This is a genomic window from Pseudomonas sp. AE27 (assembly GCF_037113495.1).
In the GTDB taxonomy this organism is placed as follows: Bacteria; Pseudomonadota; Gammaproteobacteria; order Pseudomonadales; family Pseudomonadaceae; genus Aquipseudomonas; species Aquipseudomonas palmensis.
Genome location: NZ_CP146966.1, coordinates 2,476,221 through 2,495,804, shown reverse-complemented (window position 1 = coordinate 2,495,804; position 19,584 = coordinate 2,476,221). Strand labels below are relative to the sequence as shown.

At 65.4% G+C, this 19,584-nt stretch carries 17 protein-coding genes; 9 read left to right on the top strand and 8 right to left on the bottom strand.

From position 1 onward, the window contains the following. Positions 1–67: 67 nt before the first annotated feature. The 6 genes from V9K84_RS11340 (at position 68) to V9K84_RS11315 (ending at position 9,138) form a co-directional block, all read left to right on the top strand. Positions 68–871: an EAL domain-containing protein gene (locus tag V9K84_RS11340; RefSeq protein WP_088514871.1), complete on the top strand. Its 804-nt coding sequence runs from the start codon at positions 68–70 to the stop codon at positions 869–871. Positions 872–1,072: 201 nt separating this feature from the next. After that, on the top strand, positions 1,073–2,698 hold the full coding sequence (locus V9K84_RS11335) for a methyl-accepting chemotaxis protein (protein ID WP_088514870.1): 1,626 nt from the start codon (positions 1,073–1,075) through the stop codon (positions 2,696–2,698). A 139-nt stretch (positions 2,699–2,837) separates the two neighbouring features. Then, on the top strand, positions 2,838–5,639 hold the full coding sequence (locus tag V9K84_RS11330; RefSeq protein WP_088514869.1) for an ATP-binding protein: 2,802 nt from the start codon (positions 2,838–2,840) through the stop codon (positions 5,637–5,639). A gap of 5 nt (positions 5,640–5,644) precedes the next feature. Then, positions 5,645–8,017: an ATP-binding protein gene (locus V9K84_RS11325; protein WP_143516639.1), complete on the top strand. Its 2,373-nt coding sequence runs from the start codon at positions 5,645–5,647 to the stop codon at positions 8,015–8,017. Positions 8,018–8,060: 43 nt separating this feature from the next. Continuing rightward, entirely contained in the window at positions 8,061–8,708 is a 648-nt protein-coding gene (locus V9K84_RS11320) for a response regulator (protein WP_043861102.1), read from the top strand. A 94-nt stretch (positions 8,709–8,802) separates the two neighbouring features. Beyond that, a complete protein-coding gene (locus V9K84_RS11315) occupies positions 8,803–9,138 on the top strand; it encodes a hypothetical protein (protein ID WP_088514867.1) in 336 nt (111 codons plus the stop codon). A gap of 12 nt (positions 9,139–9,150) precedes the next feature. Here V9K84_RS11315 and fusA read toward each other — a convergent pair whose 3' ends face one another. From fusA to V9K84_RS11280, 7 genes are all read right to left on the bottom strand, one after another. Then, positions 9,151–11,256 carry an elongation factor G gene (gene fusA / locus V9K84_RS11310; protein WP_078481078.1) on the bottom strand — a complete coding sequence of 702 codons (2,106 nt, stop codon included), beginning with the start codon at positions 11,254–11,256 and terminating at the stop codon, positions 9,151–9,153. 97 nt (positions 11,257–11,353) lie between these two features. Beyond that, the gene (locus V9K84_RS11305; RefSeq protein WP_088514866.1) at positions 11,354–11,743 is read right to left on the bottom strand and encodes a tautomerase family protein; all 390 of its coding nucleotides are present in this window, start codon (positions 11,741–11,743) and stop codon (positions 11,354–11,356) included. A gap of 74 nt (positions 11,744–11,817) precedes the next feature. Further along, complete coding sequence (locus V9K84_RS11300; protein ID WP_088514865.1) at positions 11,818–12,216, bottom strand: ACT domain-containing protein; 399 nt, start codon at positions 12,214–12,216, stop codon at positions 11,818–11,820. Positions 12,217–12,316: 100 nt separating this feature from the next. Further along, entirely contained in the window at positions 12,317–13,480 is a 1,164-nt protein-coding gene (locus V9K84_RS11295) for a Gfo/Idh/MocA family oxidoreductase (RefSeq protein ID WP_088514864.1), read from the bottom strand. Further along, complete coding sequence (aroQ, locus tag V9K84_RS11290; protein WP_043861097.1) at positions 13,477–13,932, bottom strand: type II 3-dehydroquinate dehydratase; 456 nt, start codon at positions 13,930–13,932, stop codon at positions 13,477–13,479. Before aroQ ends, V9K84_RS11295 begins: the two co-directional genes overlap by 4 nt. After that, positions 13,929–15,326 (bottom strand): MFS transporter, encoded by a 1,398-nt coding sequence (locus V9K84_RS11285; RefSeq protein WP_043861096.1) that lies wholly within the window; start codon positions 15,324–15,326, stop codon positions 13,929–13,931. The genes aroQ and V9K84_RS11285 overlap by 4 nt, the downstream gene beginning before the upstream one ends. A 70-nt stretch (positions 15,327–15,396) precedes the next feature. Next, a complete protein-coding gene (locus V9K84_RS11280; RefSeq protein ID WP_088514863.1) occupies positions 15,397–16,449 on the bottom strand; it encodes a Gfo/Idh/MocA family oxidoreductase in 1,053 nt (350 codons plus the stop codon). A 78-nt stretch (positions 16,450–16,527) separates the two neighbouring features. Here V9K84_RS11280 and V9K84_RS11275 point away from each other — a divergent pair, with 78 nt between their 5' ends. Further along, complete coding sequence (locus tag V9K84_RS11275) at positions 16,528–17,481, top strand: LysR family transcriptional regulator (RefSeq protein ID WP_078481069.1); 954 nt, start codon at positions 16,528–16,530, stop codon at positions 17,479–17,481. 58 nt (positions 17,482–17,539) lie between these two features. Here the strand turns inward: V9K84_RS11275 and V9K84_RS11270 are convergent, their stop codons facing one another. Then, on the bottom strand, positions 17,540–18,187 hold the full coding sequence (locus V9K84_RS11270) for a TIGR04211 family SH3 domain-containing protein (RefSeq protein ID WP_054916521.1): 648 nt from the start codon (positions 18,185–18,187) through the stop codon (positions 17,540–17,542). Positions 18,188–18,405: 218 nt separating this feature from the next. Here V9K84_RS11270 and V9K84_RS11265 point away from each other — a divergent pair, with 218 nt between their 5' ends. Then, the gene (locus V9K84_RS11265; RefSeq protein ID WP_088514862.1) at positions 18,406–18,801 is read left to right on the top strand and encodes a DUF4398 domain-containing protein; all 396 of its coding nucleotides are present in this window, start codon (positions 18,406–18,408) and stop codon (positions 18,799–18,801) included. An 11-nt stretch (positions 18,802–18,812) separates the two neighbouring features. Then, positions 18,813–19,583 (top strand): OmpA family protein, encoded by a 771-nt coding sequence (locus V9K84_RS11260; RefSeq protein WP_043861092.1) that lies wholly within the window; start codon positions 18,813–18,815, stop codon positions 19,581–19,583. The last annotated feature ends 1 nt before the right edge of the window (position 19,584 follow it).

Here is a 19,584-nt window from a genome sequence, read left to right as displayed (position 1 = left end):
TGTTGATTGGAGGAGTCTTTCGAAGCGGTGGATGGGCTATGGCACGCCTGCGTGGGAGGGGTGAGTGATGAATCAGTCGGCGCTTTACGTGGTCTCGACGCCCGTCGCGAGTACGTCGTTGCAGTCGGACCTCGGAAGGGCCCTGGAGCGGGATCAGTTCGAACTGCATTATCAACCGCTCTACCGCGTCGATCAGGGCCGCCCCTACATCGCGGGTGTCGAGGCGCTGCTGCGCTGGCGATCTGCCGGGCAACTGGTGCCGCCGCTGGCGTTCATCCCCACCCTTGAAGCCACCGGGCAGATCGTGCCGGTTGGCGAGTGGGTGCTGCAGCGCGCCTGTCGACAGGTCCGCGACTGGCAACTGGCCGGGCAGGGGCAGCTGCACTGTTCGGTCAACGTCTCCAGCCTGCAGCTGGAGCAGGTCGGCTTCGCCGCCTCGGTCCGGCGCGTTCTGCAGGCCTGCGGGCTGCCGCCGGCGAGCCTGATCCTGGAAATCACCGAAAGCCAGTGGGTCAGCGACAGTGCCCAGGTCAAGGCCTGCCTCGATGAACTGGTGAGCATGGGTGTGCGGCTGGCGCTGGATGATTTCGGCACCGGCTACTCAGCCCTGAGTTGCCTGCTGCGTTTTCCATTAAGCATCCTCAAGGTCGACAGAAGCTTCGTCAGCGGCCAGCCCCAGAGCGGCAAGCTGCACGCGATCTGTCGTGCAATCATCGGGCTGGGGTGCGAGCTGGGCTTCGAAGTGGTTGCCGAAGGCGTCGAGGAGGCTGACCACCTGGACTTCATCGTGGGCCAGGGCTGCCATTACGCGCAGGGTTACCTGCTCAGCCGTCCCTTGCCGCCGACGGAGTTGCAACGCCTGTTCAACTAGCGGCTGCCACCGTCACGCAAGGGAGCCTGGCCGCTCGGAGTGTGGGCGTACCTCGATCGCCGATCATCGGAGGGCGGTGTGCAGGCCCGTTTTAAGGCTTGCCTGATAGGCTATTTCAAACGCCCTCATTAAAGTCCCCACCAGCAACGACGCGGAGTCGGGTGCCTCCGATTTTCTGCTTGTTTCTATGAGGGATTGAACATGCTGCTTAGAAATTTCAGGCTGGGCCATCGAGCAATACTGGTGTTTTTCGTATTGAACGTGCTGGTCATTGTCCTGGGTGTGGTTTCCATCATGCAAATGGGCCGAGTGCGTGCCGCTGCCCTGGAAATCGAGAAGAACTGGATGGAAAGCGTGCGCCAGGGAGGCGCGATCGACGCGCTGGTGCTGCGCCTGCGGCTTGAAAGCTATCGCCTCCTCAGTACCGATGACCCAGCGATCAGGAAGATGTCCATCGAGACCATCACCGGTGCACGCAGCGAGCTCGACAAGGCGGTCATCGACTATCGTCACCAGGTGTCCAGCCCGGACGAACAAGCGGCCTACGACGATGTCAAGACAGGGATCGCCAACTACATAGGGCAGCTGGACAGCTTTCTGGAACGGGTGCAGGCCGACCACGCCGCCGAAGCCACCGAGTACCTCAACCAGACGACTCGGCCGCTGGCGAACAGCCTGCAGGTCGTTATCGGCAAGATGATGGACATCAACCGCGAAGGTGCCCGCCAATCGGGGATCGAGTCCGAGGCCATCTATCAGAGCTCGGTGAAGACCGTGATCGTGATCATCAGCGTGGTCGTGGTGTTGAGCATCCTGATGGGGGTTCTGTTTGCGCGCAGCATCACCGTGCCGTTGCTGGCGGTGCTGGGGATCAACCAGCGGATTGCCGAAGGCGACCTGCGCAGTGTCGTGCCGATGTCCGGTAAGGACGAGCTGACCGACCTGATGGCCTCGACCGCGAGCATGCAGGCCAGCCTGCGTGACACCATTCGTCTGATGGGCGACTCGTCGAACCAGTTGGCCGCAGCGGCCGAACAGATGCATTCGGTGGCCGAGGAATCGAGCCGCGGGCTGCAGCAGCAGAGCGATGAAATCGAACAGGCCGCCACCGCCGTGAACGAGATGACGGTTGCGGTCGAAGAGGTGGCGCGCAACGCAGCCTCCGCGTCGGAAGTCACCCAGCAATCCGCCAGTTCGACCCGCACCGGTTCCGAGCGGGTGACCCAGGCGGTTGTCGCCATCCAGAACCTGACAACGATTGTCGAGTCCACCAGCGGGGAAGTCGAAGGCCTTGCGAACAGGGCACAGAACATCAGCAAGGTGCTGGACGTGATTCGCGCGATTGCCGAGCAGACCAACCTGCTGGCCCTCAATGCTGCCATCGAGGCTGCCAGGGCCGGTGACCAGGGGCGCGGGTTCGCCGTGGTGGCCGACGAGGTGAGGGCACTGGCCCACCGCACCCAGGAGTCCACCAAGGAAATCGAGACCATGATCGCCGACATCCAGGCGGGGGCCGAGCAGGCGGTAACGGCGATGTCGCAAAGCCGCGTCAATGCACAGGACACCCTGGGGATCGCGCAGGAAGCCGGCGCCGCACTGGATGCGATTGCCCGTTCGATCACCGAGATCAACGACCGCAACTTCCTGATTGCAACCGCTTCCGAAGAGCAGGCGCAGGTGGCACGTTCGGTGGACCACAACCTGGTGAGCATTCGCGATCACTCGGTGCAGACCTCCGACGGCGCCAGCCAGACGGCCACTGCAAGCAACGAGCTGTCCAGGCTGGCGATTGCCATGGCCGACCTGACCCGGCGTTTCACCACGTGAAACCGCGCCGGTGCACCAGCCACGGCATGCGCATTCGCGGCGGTACATCGAGCTGAGCCAAGCGCCCTGGCTGTGCTGGGGCGCATTTTTAAGGCTTGCCTGATAGTGCTGCGCAGCAAAGGGCACTTAAGCTGGCGCCATGAAATTGAAGCATTTCCTGCAACCCACCGACTCGTTCTTCTCCACCCCCAAGGCCGTGCGCCGGCTGCTGCGATTGTTCGCCCAGTTGCTGGTGCTGGGCATGGTGGTGGGTGCGATCATTTCCCTGAGCTCGATTCTCAGAAACGAAGTTTCCCGTCGTCAGGGGCTCATGAGCGATGCCATCGCCAATGCACGGGTGTTCTTCACCCAGCGCGAGGCGCTGCTCAAGAGCCTCGCGCTGTCGGCGGTGGCGAAGCCACCTGGGCAACAGTTCGCGGTGGCGCAGCAGGTCGGCCACCGACAGCCCGGTGACGATCTCCGCTGGGACCTGCAGTTGTCCGGGCGCATGGTGGATTTCCTCACGACAAACCGCATCAACCTGCTGTACGTCGCCGATCAGGTGGCGGCCCGCGTGGTGTACCTGAACCGCACGGTCAGCTTCGATACGCCGATCCCTGGCGCGGTGCTGAGCCGCCTGCAGCGTATTGATCCCACCCTGCCCGAGGCGGACCAGGCGGTCTGGCTCAGCGATCAGCAGGCGTCGACGCCGCGGCTGTATCTGTTCGTGCGGGTGGATTTCCACCAGCCCCGATCGGGCTGGCTCGGCATGGAGATGGATGCCAGCGACGTGGCCAGCACGCTGCACGATGACGCGGCAGGGCAGTTCATGATGCTCAACCCCAGAGGCGATGTGATGATGCGCAGCGTGTCGAGCGTGTACCCGTCGCTGCCCTTGCCGAAGCTGGAGACAGGCCATGACTTCGGCTTCTCCGGGGAAGGCTTCTGGCCCGACCAGCTGGTGATGCGCAAGAAGCTGGGCTACTCGGATTGGAAACTGTTCTATGCCATTGGGCTGGAGGCCTTGCTCAAGGTGTTGTGGTGGCCGTTGCTGGCTGCCAGCGCCCTGATCCTGCTGATCGGCGTGCTGGTGGGGCGCCTGGTGACGCGCGTCGAACGGCGCCTGATCACCCCGGCAACCCAGCGCATCGATGCACTGATCGAAAGTGAAGCGTTCAACCGCGCGATCATCCAGACCGCCCCGGTGGCACTGTGCGTGCTGCGCCGCGCGGATGGCCAGGTGGTACTGGAGAACACCTTGTCGCAGCAGTGGCTGGGCGAGTGCAAGGAGCGCGAGCGCCTGTGCCATGGCTGGATCGAACAAGCCTTCAGCGACCGCGAAATTGTCCAGTCCGACGAGTTTCAGGCCGGCGACGGTCGCCACCTGCACCTGAGTTTCGTGCGCACCCGCTACAACGGCGAGGATGTGCTGTTCTGCGCCTTCAGCGATATCAGTACGCGCAAGCAGGCCGAGGCCGCGATGACCATGGCCAAGCAGATGGCCGATGCCGCCAATGAAGCCAAGACACTGTTCCTGGCGACCATGAGTCACGAGATACGCACGCCGTTGTATGGCGTGCTCGGAACCCTGGAGCTGCTGGCCCGTACCGAGCTGAGGGGGCCGCAGAAAGACTACCTGCACGCCATCGAGAGTTCCTCGGCAGCGCTGCTCAACCTGGTGTGCGATGTTCTCGATGTGGCCAAGATCGAAGCCGGTCAGTTGGCCCTGGAGGCCAGCGAGTTCTCGCCGCTGGAGCTGATCCACGACGTGACCCAGAGCTACGCCGGTGCTGCGCGCAGCAAGGGGTTGTATCTGTATGCCTTCGTCGACCCGCACATGCCGGCGCTGTTGCGCGGCGACATAACGCGCATCCGCCAGGTGCTGAACAACCTGCTCAACAATGCGGTGAAGTTCACCGAGAGCGGGCAGATCGTACTGCGTGCCAAGGTCGGCTCGATGACCGAGGAACGGGCCGACATCCTCTGGCAGGTCAGCGACAGCGGCCCGGGCATTGCCCCGGACGACCAGGCCTTGCTGTTCGAGCCGTTCTACCAGTCCTCGACCAAGACCAACGTGGTGCCCGGCACCGGCCTGGGCCTGTCCATCTGCCAGCGCCTGGCCGCCTTGATGAACGGCAGCATCCGCGTGGTCAGCGCCGTGGGCCTGGGCAGCAGCTTTACCTTGAGCATTCCGCTGGGGCGCTCGTACCCGATGCCGGCGAGCGACACGCCGCGCCTGGCCGACGAGATGATCTACGTGCATTCCCCGGTGCTGGAAATGGCCGAATACGTCAGTGGCTGGCTGCGGCGCTGGGGCGCGCAGACCCATATCGGGCTGCCACCCGAGATCCAGGCCGCGCATGACGTGCTGCTGGTGGAGGCCCACCCGCACACCGCGCACCCCGTCCTGCTGGAGTGGAGCGGGCCGCGTGTAGTGATTTGCCCGCAGGAGTGCGAGCCGCCGTCGCAGCAACGCTACTGGCGGGTCAAGCTCAACGACCTGAACGGGCTGCTGGCGGCCGTCAGCCAGGCCCAGGGCATCGCCCCCCCGGCGCCTGGCCGGATCGAGCACGAGATCACCCGGCAACTGGACCTGAGGGTACTGGTCGCCGAAGACAATGTGATCAACCAGCTGATCGTCAAGGACCAGCTGGAAGAGCTGGGGTGCAGCGTGGGCCTGGCCCGCGATGGGCATGAGGCCCTGGCGCTGTGGCAGAACGAGGTGTTCGACGTGGTGCTCACCGACATCAACATGCCGCGCATGAATGGCTATGACCTGGCCAAGGCCCTTCGTCGTCAAGGCTGCGTGGTGCCCATCATCGGTGCCACGGCCAATGCCATGCGCGACGAGGGCGATCGGTGCCTGGCGGTAGGCATGCAGCAGCTGCTGGTCAAACCCTTCGGCCTCGGTGCGCTGTTCACCTGCCTGCAGCACTGCCAGCGTGAAGAGAGGCGAGAGTGACGTCGTTGGCCAGAAGCTCCCTACGCCTCGGTATCGGCTTGCTGCTTGGCATTGCCCTGATCTTCCTGCTGGCGATGACCCACGAGCAATGGGCAGCGCAGTACTGCGTCGATTGCGTCAGCTTCATCCGTGGGGCGAATTTACCGCTGCTGCGCATCGTGCTGGCATTTGCGTTGCTCAGCGCCCTGCTGGGGTGGCTGTACTACCACTATCGCCGGCAGGTCATCGCGCCGGCTCGCCAGGCCCGGAGCGAGCTGCTCGACAGCCAGGCGTTCAGCCTGGCGGTGATCGAAAGTGCACCTGCCGGGCTGATTGTCATCCGCCTGCACGACCACCAGGTGGTGGTGGAAAATCAGCGTGCCAAGGACAGTCGCGAAGTGGCGCAGTCCATCGTCGAGATGGCGCGCCAACCCGGCATCGAACTGTGCGGCGAGGCGAGCATGGTGCTGCAGGGTCGCTGTTACCGGCTCAGTTTCTCCTCGACCCGCTACCAGGACCAGCAGGTGCTGCTGTGCGCGTTCACCGACGTCACCGAACACCTGGAACGCGCGGTGGCCTTGAGCCAGGCCAAGTCCATGGCCGACAAGGCCAGTGAAGCCAAGACCCTCTTCCTGGCGACCATGAGCCACGAGATCCGCACCCCGCTGTACGGCGTATTGGGCACCCTGGAGCTGCTCGGCCTGACCGGCCTCGACCAGCGCCAGATGGATTACCTCAGCATCATCCAGCGCTCGTCCTCCACATTGTTGCAACTGATCAGCGATGTGCTGGACGTGTCCAGGATCGAGTCGGGTCAACTCACCCTTGAGTCGGTGGCCTTTTCGCCATTGGGCCTGATCGAGGACGTGATGTCCGCGCACATCGCCAACGCGCGTGCCAAGGGCCTGCAGATCTATGCCTGCGTGGCACCGGAAATACCCGACCAGCTGGTAGGGGACGAGGTGCGCATCTGGCAGATCCTCAACAACCTGCTGGGCAACGCGATCAAGTTCACCGACATCGGGCGGGTTGTGCTGCGCTGTCGCGTGGTCAGGGGCGAAGGGCAAGACATCACGCTGGAACTTCAGGTCACCGACACCGGCATCGGCATTTCCCCGGAGCAGCAGCTGCACCTGTTCGAGCCGTTCTACCAGGCCCGCGCGAGCAACCTGGTCAGCGGCACCGGGCTTGGCCTGTCGATCTGCAGCCGCTTCAGTGCGTTGATGGGCGGCGAGGTGAAGGTGGTCAGCGAACAGGGGTTGGGCAGCAGTTTCACGCTACGCCTGCCGTTCGTGCTGCCGGACACGCCGTTGCCGGCAGAACCTGGCATCGACCTCGGCGGCGTGCAGGTGTACGTGCGTGCGCCCGTGCTGGAGCTGGCCGAGAACATCGGCAGCTGGCTGCTGCGCTGGCATGCCACGGTTACGGTGCTCAGCGCCGCGCAGCACGAGGTGCACAGCGGGGCGCTGCTGGTCGAGGTACTGGGCAACGGCAAGTGGCTGCCGGACTGGAACGGCCGGCGCCTGTTGTGCGACTACGACGGCCCGCAGGTTCCCGAGCCGATGGAGGCGGGCTGGCGCGTCAGCGCCAATCATGTGCGGGCGATTGCCGGCGCCGTGCTGATGGAAAAGAACGGCGTCACCGAGCCCGCGCCGCCTGGCGCAGCCCCTGCCTTGCCGGCGCTTGGCCTGCAGGTGCTGGTGGCCGAGGACAACCTGATCAACCAGGCCATTCTCAAGGAACAACTCGAAGCCCTGGGCTGCACCGTGGAACTGGCCAGCGATGGCCAGCAGGCGCTGCAGCAGTGGCGCAAGTACCGCTTCGACGTGCTGCTGACCGATGTCAACATGCCGGTCATGAACGGCTACGAGCTGGCACGCGCGATACGCCTGCAGAACGCCAAGGCGCCGATCATCGGCGTTACCGCCAATGCCATGCGCGACGAGGGCGAGCGTTGCCAGGCAGCGGGCATGACCTGCTGGGTGGTCAAGCCGCTGAGCCTGACCACCTTGCGCAACCTGCTGCTCAATGTCACCCCGACGCTGGCGCACGAGGAGGCCGGGCGCCAGCCGTCGCTAGAGCTGTCGGTGCAGCTGGCCGAGGGGGAGTCATCGGCAGCGGGCATCGTGTTGTCGCCGGCCATGCGCGACCTGTTTTTGAGTACCATGGAGAAGGACATCCGCGCCATTCGCCTGGCCCTGGCGGCCGGCGAGCAAACCGACGTCCTGCACAAAGTGCATGGTGTCAGTGGCGCACTGTCGGTGGTGCAGGCGCACGCGCTGGCCAGGCTGTTCGGTGAGCTTGAGCACCGCCTGCGCGCGCCCAGCCTGCAGCTCACCTTGATTGATGATATTCACCAGGCGCTCGACCGGCTCTGCGACATGATGAGGTCGGTATGACCCGGGCCGAGACTTGCCACACTTTGTGCACACCGGAGCGATCATGCATAAAATCACCGTAGTCATCGCCGATGACCACCCGATCGTGCTGTTTGGCGTACGCGAACTCATCAAGTCCGACCCGCGCTTCGAGGTGGTTGGCGAAGCGGGCAGCTCCACCGAACTGATCAACGTGCTGCACGACAAGCAGCCCCAGATCCTGATCACCGACTACAACATGCCGGAGAGTTCCCAGTATGGCGACGGCCTGCGGCTGATCACCTACCTGACGCGCAACTTCCCCGCGCTGCGCGTGCTGGTGCTGACGATGGTATCCAACAGCCTCATCCTCACGCGGCTTTACAATCTGGGCGTGGCGGGCGTGATCGACAAGCGCACGGTGAACGAAGAGTTGCTGCGCGCACTGGAAGCCTTGAGCCAGAACCGCATCTACAAGCTGGCGCCGGCGAACCGGAACTCGGTGATCGACAACGGCTACCAGATCGACGAGCGCATGGCTTCGCTTTCCACCCGCGAAGTGGAGATCCTGCGTCTGTTCGTGGCGGGCATGAGCCTGCGCGACATCGCGATCAATCAGAATCGCAGCCCCAAGACCATCAGCACGCAAAAGATCGCGGCCATGCGCAAGCTGGATGTGCGCAGCGACCAGGAGCTGATCTCGTACTGCCTGGAGGCCAACCTGTTCCAGTAGGTGTGCCCGCGTTTTCAGGTTTGCCTGATGGCACGGGACCCGGCTGTATCGTTCAATGGCGTCAAGCGACGGCAGCATTCCACAGGAGGCAATCATGGCGCCCGATCTTGAGCAGCGATGCCCCGACAGCGTGCGGACAATCTTCATTTCACACAGCGAGACAGCGGATGTTCGCCAGTTCATAGGGCAGTACATCGACAGCCGTTGCCTGCGTTGCAGCCCTGCGGTGTGGAACATGGTCCTCGCCGTACTGGCGGACTACCCGGGTGAAGCACCGGTGCGCCTGTACGAGCTCAATGCCTGGCTTGACCACACACTGAGCAGGCGCCCCTTTTACCGGCCAAGTGCACACCTGCTGCAGCTGGTGGTCAGCAATCAGCACATCCCTGCACCCAGCGACTGGGTCGGCGGGGCGTCGACCGTGCAGTAATCGCGCGACGACCTAGCCCTGCTTTTTGATGATGGCATCGGCCACGCTCGCCGGCGCCTCGGCATACTTGGTGAACTCCATGGTGTAGCTGGCGCGGCCCTGGGTCATCGAGCGCATCTGCGTCGAATAGCCGAACATCTCGCCCAGCGGCACGTCGGCGCGGATCACCTTGCCGGCCGGGGTGTCTTCGCCTTCCTGGATCAGCCCGCGGCGCCGGCTGAGGTCGCCGAGGATGTCGCCCTGGTACTCCTCGGGGGTCACCACCTCGACCTTCATCACCGGTTCCAGCAGCACCGCGCCGCCTTTCTGCGCCAGTTGCTTGGTGGCCATCGACGCCGCCACCTTGAACGCCATCTCGTTGGAGTCGACGTCGTGGTACGAGCCGTCGAACACCGTGGCCTTCAGGCCGATCAGCGGGTAGCCGGCCAGCACGCCGTTCTTCATCTGCTCCTCGATGCCTTTCTGGATCGCCGGGATGTACTCGCGCGGTATCACGCCGCCGACCACCTCGTTGACGAACTCCAGGCCTTCCTTGCCTTCCTCGGCCGGGGCGAAGCGGATCCAGCAGTGCCCGTACTGGCCGCGCCCGCCAGACTGGCGCACGAACTTGCCTTCGATCTCGCAGGTGTTGCGGATCTTCTCGCGGTAGGCCACCTGCGGCTTGCCCACATTGGCCTCGACGCCGAATTCGCGGCGCATGCGGTCGACGATGATGTCCAGGTGCAACTCGCCCATGCCGGAGATGATCGTCTGCGCGGTTTCTTCATCGGTGCGCACGCGAAATGACGGGTCTTCCTGGGCCAGCTTGCTCAGGGCGATGCCCATCTTCTCCTGGTCGGCCTTGGTCCTGGGTTCCACGGCCACCGAGATCACCGGGTCGGGGAAGTCCATGCGTTCGAGGATGATCGGCTGGTTGATGTCGCACAGGGTGTCGCCGGTGGTCACGTCCTTCATGCCGATCAGTGCGGCAATGTCGCCGGCGCACACCGCCTTGATCTCGGCGCGCTGGTTGGCGTGCATCTGCACCATGCGGCCCACGCGCTCCTTCTTGCCCTTGACCGAGTTGAGTACCGCATCGCCCGAGTTCAGTACCCCGGAGTACACCCGGGCGAAGGTCAGGGTGCCGACAAAGGGGTCGGTGGCAATCTTGAAGGCCAGCGCCGAGAACGGCTCGCTGTCGTCGGCATGGCGCTCCAGGTGCCGGTCTTCATGATCCGGGTCGGTGCCGTTGATGGAGGGGATCTCGGACGGGGCGGGCAGGTAGTCGATCACCGCGTCGAGCATCAGCGGCACGCCCTTGTTCTTGAACGACGATCCGCAGATGGCCGGCACGATCTCGTTGTTGAGGGTGCGCTGGCGCAGCCCGGCCTTGATCTGCTCGTTGTCGAGTTCGGTGCCGTTGAGGTACAGCTCCATGAACTCGTCGTTGGCCTCGGCGGCGGCCTCGATCATGTGCGCACGCCACTCGGTGGCCAGCTCCAGCATGTCGGCCGGTATCGCCTCTTCGCGGTAGCTGGTGCCGTTGTCGGCCTCGTTCCAGTAGATGGCCTTCATCTTCACCAGGTCGATCTGGCCGATGAAGTGTTCCTCGGCGCCGATGGCCAGCTGGATCGGCACCGGGTGGTGGCCCAGGCGCTTGTCGATCTGTTTGACCACGCGCAGGAAGTCCGCCCCCTGGCGGTCCATCTTGTTGACGTAGGCCAGGCGCGGCACATGGTACTTGTTGGCCTGGCGCCACACCGTCTCGGACTGCGGCTCGACCCCGTCGGCGCCGCTGAACACCACCACCGCGCCATCGAGCACGCGCAGCGAGCGCTCCACCTCGATGGTGAAGTCGACGTGGCCGGGGGTATCGATGATGTTGAAGCGGAATTTCTCGGGGAACTGCTTGGTCGAGCCCTGCCAGAAGGCGGTGGTGGCGGCGGAGGTGATGGTGATGCCGCGTTCCTGTTCCTGGGCCATCCAGTCCATGGTCGCGGCGCCGTCGTGCACTTCGCCCATCTTGTGGTTGACCCCGGTGTAGAACAGGATGCGTTCGGTGGTGGTGGTCTTGCCCGCGTCGACGTGGGCGACAATGCCGATATTGCGGTACAGCTCGATGGGGGTGGTGCGCGCCATGGTCGTTCACCTGTGCAAAAGGCGGGCAGCCTGTGGCCCGGGTTCTTCCAGTTAAGCAGAAGAATGCACGGCTGCTGCTACCGGTCGGCGCGTGTGTTCAGACCTCCACGGTGTAGTTCAGGCCCAGCTCGTCGCCGGGCAGGCCGCGTATACCCCAGTTTTCGCGGGGGGTCTCGAACAGGGTGATCTCGATGTCCTGGGCGCCGATGCCGGTGTGCTCGCCGATGCGCTGGAACAGTTGGCGGATGAGGTCTTTCTTTGCGGCGCTGGAGCGGCCTTCGAACAAACTGATCTCGATGATCAGGTAGTGTTCGCTGCGGTCGTCGGGGTAGAGGAAGTCGGCGGGGTCCAGGGCCAGGTAGCGCTGGAAGCGTTTATCCGGCGGGTACTGCAGGGCGCTCATCACCGCGCCATGGATGGCTTCGGCAAGGGCAGGGCGGTGCTGGTCGAGGGTGGTGCGCAATCCATAGATCTTGATCTGGGCCATGCTGACGTTCCGTGTGGGGCGGGGGAGGTGCATCGTGGCCGATGGCCCTGGCGCCGGCAAGGCCCCCGCTATCATCAGGCCCCCGCCGCCAACCCTTCCAGCACCGCCATCGCCCGCTGCGCATCGGCCTGCGCGACGAAGATATGGTCATGGTAGAACGCGGCCACCACGTTGCAGCTGATGCCGGCCTGGCCCAGCGCCGTGGCGAACGCCGCGGTCAGGCCCACCGCCTCCAGCGACGAATGCACCGTCAGGGTGATCCACGCGGCCTCGTAGCTGAAAGGCAGTTTCAGCGCCTCGGCCCGCGCACGCGACACGATCACCGTCAGCCCCTCCTGCTCGCGAAAACTGCCGATCACCTCGTCAGGCTGCAGCCCCGACCAGTCGGCCAGCGTGCAGAACACGTAGCTGCCTTCATTCAACTGCGGCCGCATGCTGCGCAACAGCGTGGCCAGACTCGTTTCACCCGACATGATCGTGCCCCTGCAAAAGAAATCGGCCGCCAGTCTGGCAGCCGATTGTTGATCAGCAAAATCAATTCTGCTGGGCCTGCATAAGTGCAGCTTCTGGCGTTCAGGCCTGCGTCCAGCGCCCATCCGCCGCATCCGAGCGCACGCAGGCATCAATGAAGCGCATGCCGCGTACCCCATCCTCGGCCGTCGGGCACAGCAGCGACTGCGCGCTCGGCGCACGGTGCTCGCGGCGCGCCATGATCCGCTCGGCCGCCTCGCTGTAGATGTTGGCGAACGCCTCCAGCAGCCCCTCCGGCTGGCCCGCCTTGATTCGCGTCGACACCCTGGCCGACTCGCTCAGCCAGGCCTCGCCGCGGCGCAGGACCTGGTGCGGCTGGTCCTGATGACGCAGCTCCAGCCGGTCGGGTTCCTCTTGATGCCAGTACAGCGATCCGGTGGAGCCGAACACGCGCAACTGCAGGCCATGCCGGTGCCCGGCCGCCACGAAGCTGGCCCACAGCATGCCGCGCGCGCCATTCTGCAGGCGCAGCTTCACGTGTGCGTTGTCGTCCGACTGGCGCCCCGGCACCAGGGTGCTCAGCTCGGCCGACACTTCGCTGACCTCCTGCCCGGTGACAAAGCGCAGCAACTGGTGGGCATGCACGCCCACATCTGCCAGCACCGATGAGGCCCCGGCCTGGGCCGGGTCGGTGCGCCAGGCCAGCGCCTTGACCCCTTGCTGCTCCAGCGGGTGGGTGCCGAAGGCGCTGGCGTGTTCCACCTGCACCAGGCGCACCTCGCCGATGGCGCCGCGCGCGATCAGCTCGCGGGCTTCGCGCACCAATGGGTAGCCACTGTAGTTGTGGGTCAGCAGGTGCAGCGCCGGGCCCTTGCGTGCGCGTTCAAGCAGTTGCTGCGCCTCGGCCAGGCTCGAGGCCAGCGGCTTGTCGCAGATCACGTCGATGCCCTGGTCGAGAAACGCCAGGCTGGCCGGCACGTGCACCGCGTTGGGCGCCATGATCGCCACCACCTGCACGCCATCGGCGCGCGCGGCTTCGGCCGCGGCCATGCGCTGGAAGTCCGGGTACACCCGCTCCGGCGCTACGCCGTAGGCCTGGGCAGCGGCGCGGTTGCGTGCCGGGTCGCGGGCGAAGACCCCGGCCACCAGTTCGAAGTGCCCGTCCAGTTGCGCGGCGTAGCGGTGGGTGGCGCCGATCGACGACTCCAGGCCGCCACCGACAAAACCCAGGCGCAGGCGCTGGCTGGGGTTGGCTACGGTTTTCATTGCGCGGCTCCTTGCGCGGTGCGCTGCAGGTGGGCGAAGTGGTTGATGGCCAGCACGTAGCCATGGGTGCCGAACCCGGCCAGTACCGCCTGGGCCACCAGCGACACATAGGAGTGGTGGCGGAAGGCTTCACGCTTGTGCACGTTGGAAATGTGCACCTCGATCACCGGCACCTCGGCGGCGATCAGCGCGTCGTGGATCGCCACCGAGGTATGGGTCCAGGCACCGGGGTTGATCACGATGCCGGCCACGCGGCCACGGGCCTGGTGAATCCAGTCGATCATCTGGCCCTCGTGGTTGGTCTGGTGGAACTCGATGTCCAGGTCCAGGCGTTGGCCGGCGCTGTGGCACAGCGCCTGCACATCGGCCAGGGTTTCGCGGCCGTACACCTCGGGCTGGCGCAGGCCGAGCATGTTGAGGTTGGGGCCATTGAGCACGAGCAGGGTCTTCATTGGGCGGTTTCCGTAGCAGGGGTGGTGCGCAGGGCCTTGGCCCGCAGCGCGTCATACACGGGTTTGTCGAGGGCCACGGCGTCCGGCTTGCCGAGCTGGTCCAGGGGCGTGCGGTAGGTTTCCGGAGCGCTCCAGGCAGCCACGGCCGAAATGGCGGTGACCGCGCAGGTGATGGCGCCGATCAGCAGCGGCACGTTGTTCGAGCCGGGCGGGGCCACGGCGGTGAACAGCGCCGGAAGCAGGGCGGTGATCATGTAGCCGACGTTCTGCGCGATGGCCATGGCCGACACGCGGTAGTGGGTCTGGAACTGTTCGGGGAAGAAGCTGGGGAAGATCGCGTTGTAGCCCTGGTAGACCATGCCCCACATCAGCAGCGAGGCGCCGAACGCCAGCGGCAGGTTGTGCAGGCTGATGGCATACAGGTAGACGAACGACATCAGCCCGCAGCCCAATGCGCTGCCGATGATCAGCGGGCGCCGGCCGATGCGGTCGGAGAGGTTGCCCACGAACGGGATCACCAGCACCGCGACGATGTTGCCCACCACCGGAATCCACAGGTACACGCTCTTGTCGAAGCCTACGCCATAGGCCGGCTGCACCGCGTAGGCGGCGCCGAAGATGGTGGTCACCACCGGGATCACGTTCATCAGCGACACGCCGAACACCACCAGCATGCCGCGCCAGCTGTAGGTGAAGGCATCGCGGATCGGCGAGCGCGCGGTCTGCTTGGCGGCCACCTTGAAGGCCTCGGGCTCCTTGACCTCGCGGCGAATGATGTAGGCGGCGATCAGCACCGCGGCGCTGAGCAGGAACGGGATGCGCCAGCCCCAGCTGTTGAAGGCGTCGCTGGGCATGAAGTACGCCAGCGGCAGGAACACCGCCGCTGCCATCACCTGGCCGGCCTGTACGCCCTGCAGGGTGAAGCTGGCAAAGAAGCCGCGGCGCCCGGGCGGTGCGTGTTCGAGAATCATCGAGCTGGCCCCGGCGATCTCGCCGGCCACCGCAAAGCCCTGCACCAGGCGCAGCACCACCAGCAGCGCCGGCGCCCAGTAGCCGATCTGCTCGAAGGTCGGCAGCAGGCCCACGGCCATGGTCGCGATGCCCATCAGAAACATGCACAGCAGCAACACGTTCTTGCGCCCGCGGGTGTCGCCCCAGTGGCCGAGCACGAAGGCCCCGACCGGGCGCGCCAGGTAGCCCACGCCATAGGTGGCCAGGGAGGCGAAGATGGCCAGCTTGGGGTCGGTGCTGGGGAAGAAGATCTGCGGGAAGATCAGCGCCGCGGCCTGGGCATAGATGAAGAAGTCGTAGTACTCCAGCGCGGAGCCGACCCAACCGCTGGCGGTGGCTTTGCGGGTTTGGCGCGCACTGTGCGCGGCGTCATGTGTGGCCATCGCAATTCTCCGTTTGTTGTTTTTATTGGGGGCACGCAGGCGTCCCGGCGCAGGGCCGGGGCACCGATGTTCAGAGGCTGTCGATCATTACCGTGTGGCCGCAGCGGGCGGCTTGGCCAATGGCGTCGATGACCTGCAGGTTGCGCAGGCCGTCGCGCACGCTCACCAGCGGCCGGGCCTGGCCACGGATCACCTGGCAGAAGTGCGCCAGCTGGCGGGCCAGCGGGTCGGCCTCGTCGAGGCTGGCGGTGGCGCACTGGAACGGCCGCCACCACGAGCGCTGTTCATCGCGGGCGTAGTACTTGAGGCGCATGGTCGGTATCGACAGCGAGCCCTGGGTGCCGGCCAGTACGTAGCAGTCCTCGTCGGCGTAGCTGGGGTAGTCGAGGTTCTCGCGGGCGGTCTGCTCCCAGCTGCGCGCGCAGGCGGCGGTGTCGGAGAGCATGAAGGTGCCTAGCGCGCCGCTGGCAAAGCGCAGGCTGATGGCGATGCTGTCTTCCACGGCAAAGCCGCGGGTGGCGTTGGACGCCTGGGCCTGCACCGCGACGATCTCGCCGCACAGCGAACGCAGGTTGCCGATCTCGTGGATCAGGTTGATCAGCACCGGGCCGCCGCCGGCCTCGCGGCGCCAGGGGGCGGCGTCGAAGTAGTCGTCGGGCTTGTAGAACAGCGCGCTGCCCATCACCGCCACCAGGTTGCCCAGTACCCCTTCGGCAATCACTTCGCGGGCCTTGTGCAGGATCGCACTGTGGGCGCGGTGGTGGCCCACCAGCAGGCGTGCGTCACGCTGCTCGGCGATGGCCAGCAGGCGCTTGCCGTCTTCCAGGGTATGCGCCACCGGCTTTTCGATCAGTGCCGGTATGCCGTGCTCCACGCAGGCCAGTGCGCCGTCGACATGCACGTGGTTGGGCGTGGCCAGGATCACCCCGTCCGGGCGCTGCGCGCCGAACAGTTCGGCCAGCCCCGGGTACAACGGAACGCCGCAGGCGTTGGCCAGTTCGGCGGCGGCGGGCGAGGGGTCGACGATGGCGGCCAGCTGGCACTCGGCGCTGGCCTGGATCAGTTCGATATGGCGGCGGCCGATCAGGCCGGCCCCGGCCACGGCAAGGCGTAATGCAGTCATGGTTCTCACTTTCTTGTTCTGGGTCGAAGCGCGTTTGTGAGAGGCTAATAAAAAAGCGCCAGGAGATAATCGGGCCAGATGAAGAATCAGAATGCGCTGATAGCGAATAATGAGCCGTTGCTGCGTGACCTTCAGTTGTTCTGCGAGGTGGCGCGGCGCTCCAGCTTCATTGCGGCAGCCACCGAGACCGGGCTGTCGCCGGCGCATGTGAGCAAGCGCATCGCCACCCTGGAGACGATACTCGGGGTCAAGCTGTTCAACCGCACCACGCGGCGGGTCAACATCACCAGCGATGGCGAGGCGACGTTCGTGTGGGCGCAGAAGATCCTCGAGGACGTGGGCGCGATGTTCGATGCGTTGTCCGGCGGGCAGCGCGAGCCGCAAGGCACCTTGCGCGTGTGCACCAGCCTGCGCCTGGGGCGCGAGCACGTGGCGCCGATCCTGTCGCTGCTGCGGCGCCAGTACCCGGCGCTGGAGGTGTGGGTGGAGCTGCTGGACCGGCGCGTGGACCTGATTGCCGACAACTTCGATATCGATGTGCGGGTGGGCGAGGTGCAGGAAAAACACCTGATCGCGCACCGCATCGCCAGCAGCTCGCGGGTGCTGGCGGCCGCTCCGGACTACCTGGCGCGGCGCGGCCAGCCGCGGGTGCCGGCCGACCTGGCGCAGCATGACTGCCTGCTGTTTCGCAGCCGCGACGACCGTTTCGGGGTATGGCGCCTGGTGGGGCCCAATGGCGCCGAGACGGTGAAGGTGACCGGGCCGATGGCCTCCAACCACAGCGACATCGTGCGCCAGTGGGCCCATGACGGGCACGGCATCATCATGGCTTCGCGCTGGGACGTGGCGGCCAGCCTGACCAGCGGGGCGCTGGTGCAGGTGCTGCCGGGGTATCACCAGCCGGCGGACATCTGGGCGGTGACGGCGGTGCGCTCGTCAAGTTCGGCCAAGGTGCGCAGTTGCGTGGCGTTTCTGCGTGAGCAACTGGCGCAGGGGCCCTATGCGCTGGCTGGGGGAAGGGCGGGGCAATAGTGGGGCGGCCTTCGCCAGCAAGGCTGGCGCCTGCACCCTGCGGGCGAAGGCCGGGGTCTCAGAACCAGCGGTCGCTGCGCTTGCGCCCGCGGCTGAGCATCGGCAGGATCAGCCCCGCCAGCAAGCCGGCCCCGGCAATGCCGCCGCCGTACACCATGTAGCGCATCAGCACCTGCTTGTTCTCGTCGCCCAGCTGCGCCTGGGTAGCGCGCAGTTGCGATTGCGCATCGCCCAACTCGGCATTGAGCGCGGTGCTGCGCGCCTCCAGTTCGTCGATCAGCGCCTTGCGTGAATCCAGTGTCTCCTGCATGCCCTGCACCCGGGTCTTCCAGCTGTCGTCGATGGTCTTGAGCTGCTCGCTCAACTGGCTCACCTGTTCGCTCAGTTGCGGCACGCGCTCGGCCTGGCCGGGCACCGTCTGCAGGTCGCTGCTGTTGATCCACACGGTATCGCCCGACTCGCCACGTACCTGGCTGTAGTTGCCCTGGCTGGTCAGCAGGGTGACCTTCTGGCCGGATTTGAGGTTGCCGACGATCCGGTGCCCGTCGGTAGGGCCGCTGCGCACGTAGGTGCTGAGGCTGTCGCTGACCCAGCGTTCATTGCCGCTGCCTTCTTCGGCGTGGGCCGGGCCACACAGGATGACCAGGCTGCCGAGCAGGCCGGGGATAAGAGAGCGCCGTGCGCGAAGCTGAAAAGATGGGGGCATGGTGATCTTCTTGAAAACGGAAAAAATGAAACCCACAGACCATTTTTTGCCCGTCAGGTTCACTGCGCACTGACGAAGGGCAGGCACGAATCGTGGCAATGCCGGAGAAGTTTCCTACCTGACAGCAGGATGCCCCCTGATAGGGGCGGGGCATGACCGGGAATAGTCTTACGCGGCTTGAACAACGGTCTGTCTTTCTCATGTTATGGAGTCTTTCAATGGTTGCTAAACGCACCACGAACTACCTGGCCGCCAGCAGCCTGCTGATGGTGCTGGCCGGTTGTGCCGGCGTGCCCGTGCCCACCGAGCAGGTCGAACTGACCCGCAACGCGGTCAGCCGCGCCGTGACCGCCGACGCCACCCAGTACGCGCCAGCCGAAATGAAGGCCGCCCAGGACAAGCTGTACGCCGTCGAACGCGCCCTGGGCGAACGGAACCTTGTCGAGGCCCGCACCCTGGCCGAGCAGGCCGAGGCCGATGCCAACCTGGCCGAGCGCAAGGCGCGTGCCGCCAAGGCCCAGCAGCAACTGCGCAGCGCGCAGCAGGGCATTGAAGTGCTGAAGCAGGAAATGCTCCAGTCGCCCGACGCCATCACCCCCACGATCACGCCGTAAGGATGCCCGTCATGTCCGTCAAATACCTGTTGCCTGCCGTTTCCGTGATGGGCCTGTTGCTCGCCGGTTGCAGCACTACCGCCGAAAACCCTGGCCTGCTGCAAGCCCGCGAGCACTTCAGCGTGCTGCAGAGCAAGCCGGAGTCCAGCCGCCTGGCGGCACTGGAAACCAAGGATGCGTTCAATGCCCTGGGCAAGGCCGAGCTGGCTTCGATCAAGGACCGCAAGGCCCCGCAGATCGAGCAACTGGCCTACCTGGCCAACCAGAAGATCGCCGTCGCCGAGCAGACCATTGCCCTGCGCCAGGCCGAAGCCGGCCTGCAGGGCATCGAGGCGCAGCGCACCCAGGCCCGCCTGGACGTGCGTACCGCGCAGCTCAAGGCCCTGCAGCAGCTCAAGGCCAAGCAGACCGAGCGTGGCACCGTGGTGACCTTCGGCGATGTACTGTTCGACACCGGGCGTGCCGAGCTCAAGGCTGGCAGCCAGCGCAACATCGACCAGCTGGCCGAGTACCTGCGTGCCAACCCGGAGCGCAAGGTGCGGGTCGAGGGCTTCACCGACTCGACCGGCAGCGACAGCCTCAACCAGCAGTTGTCAGAGCGTCGCGCAGCGGCTGTGACCAACGCCCTGCGCCGCAACGGGGTGGATGCCGGGCGCATCATCAGTGCCGGCTATGGCAAGGAGTACCCGGTGGCCTCCAACGCCGACGCGCAGTCGCGTCAGCTCAACCGCCGCGTCGAAGTGATCATCTCCCACGGCAATGCTGCCGTCGGCCAGCGCTGAG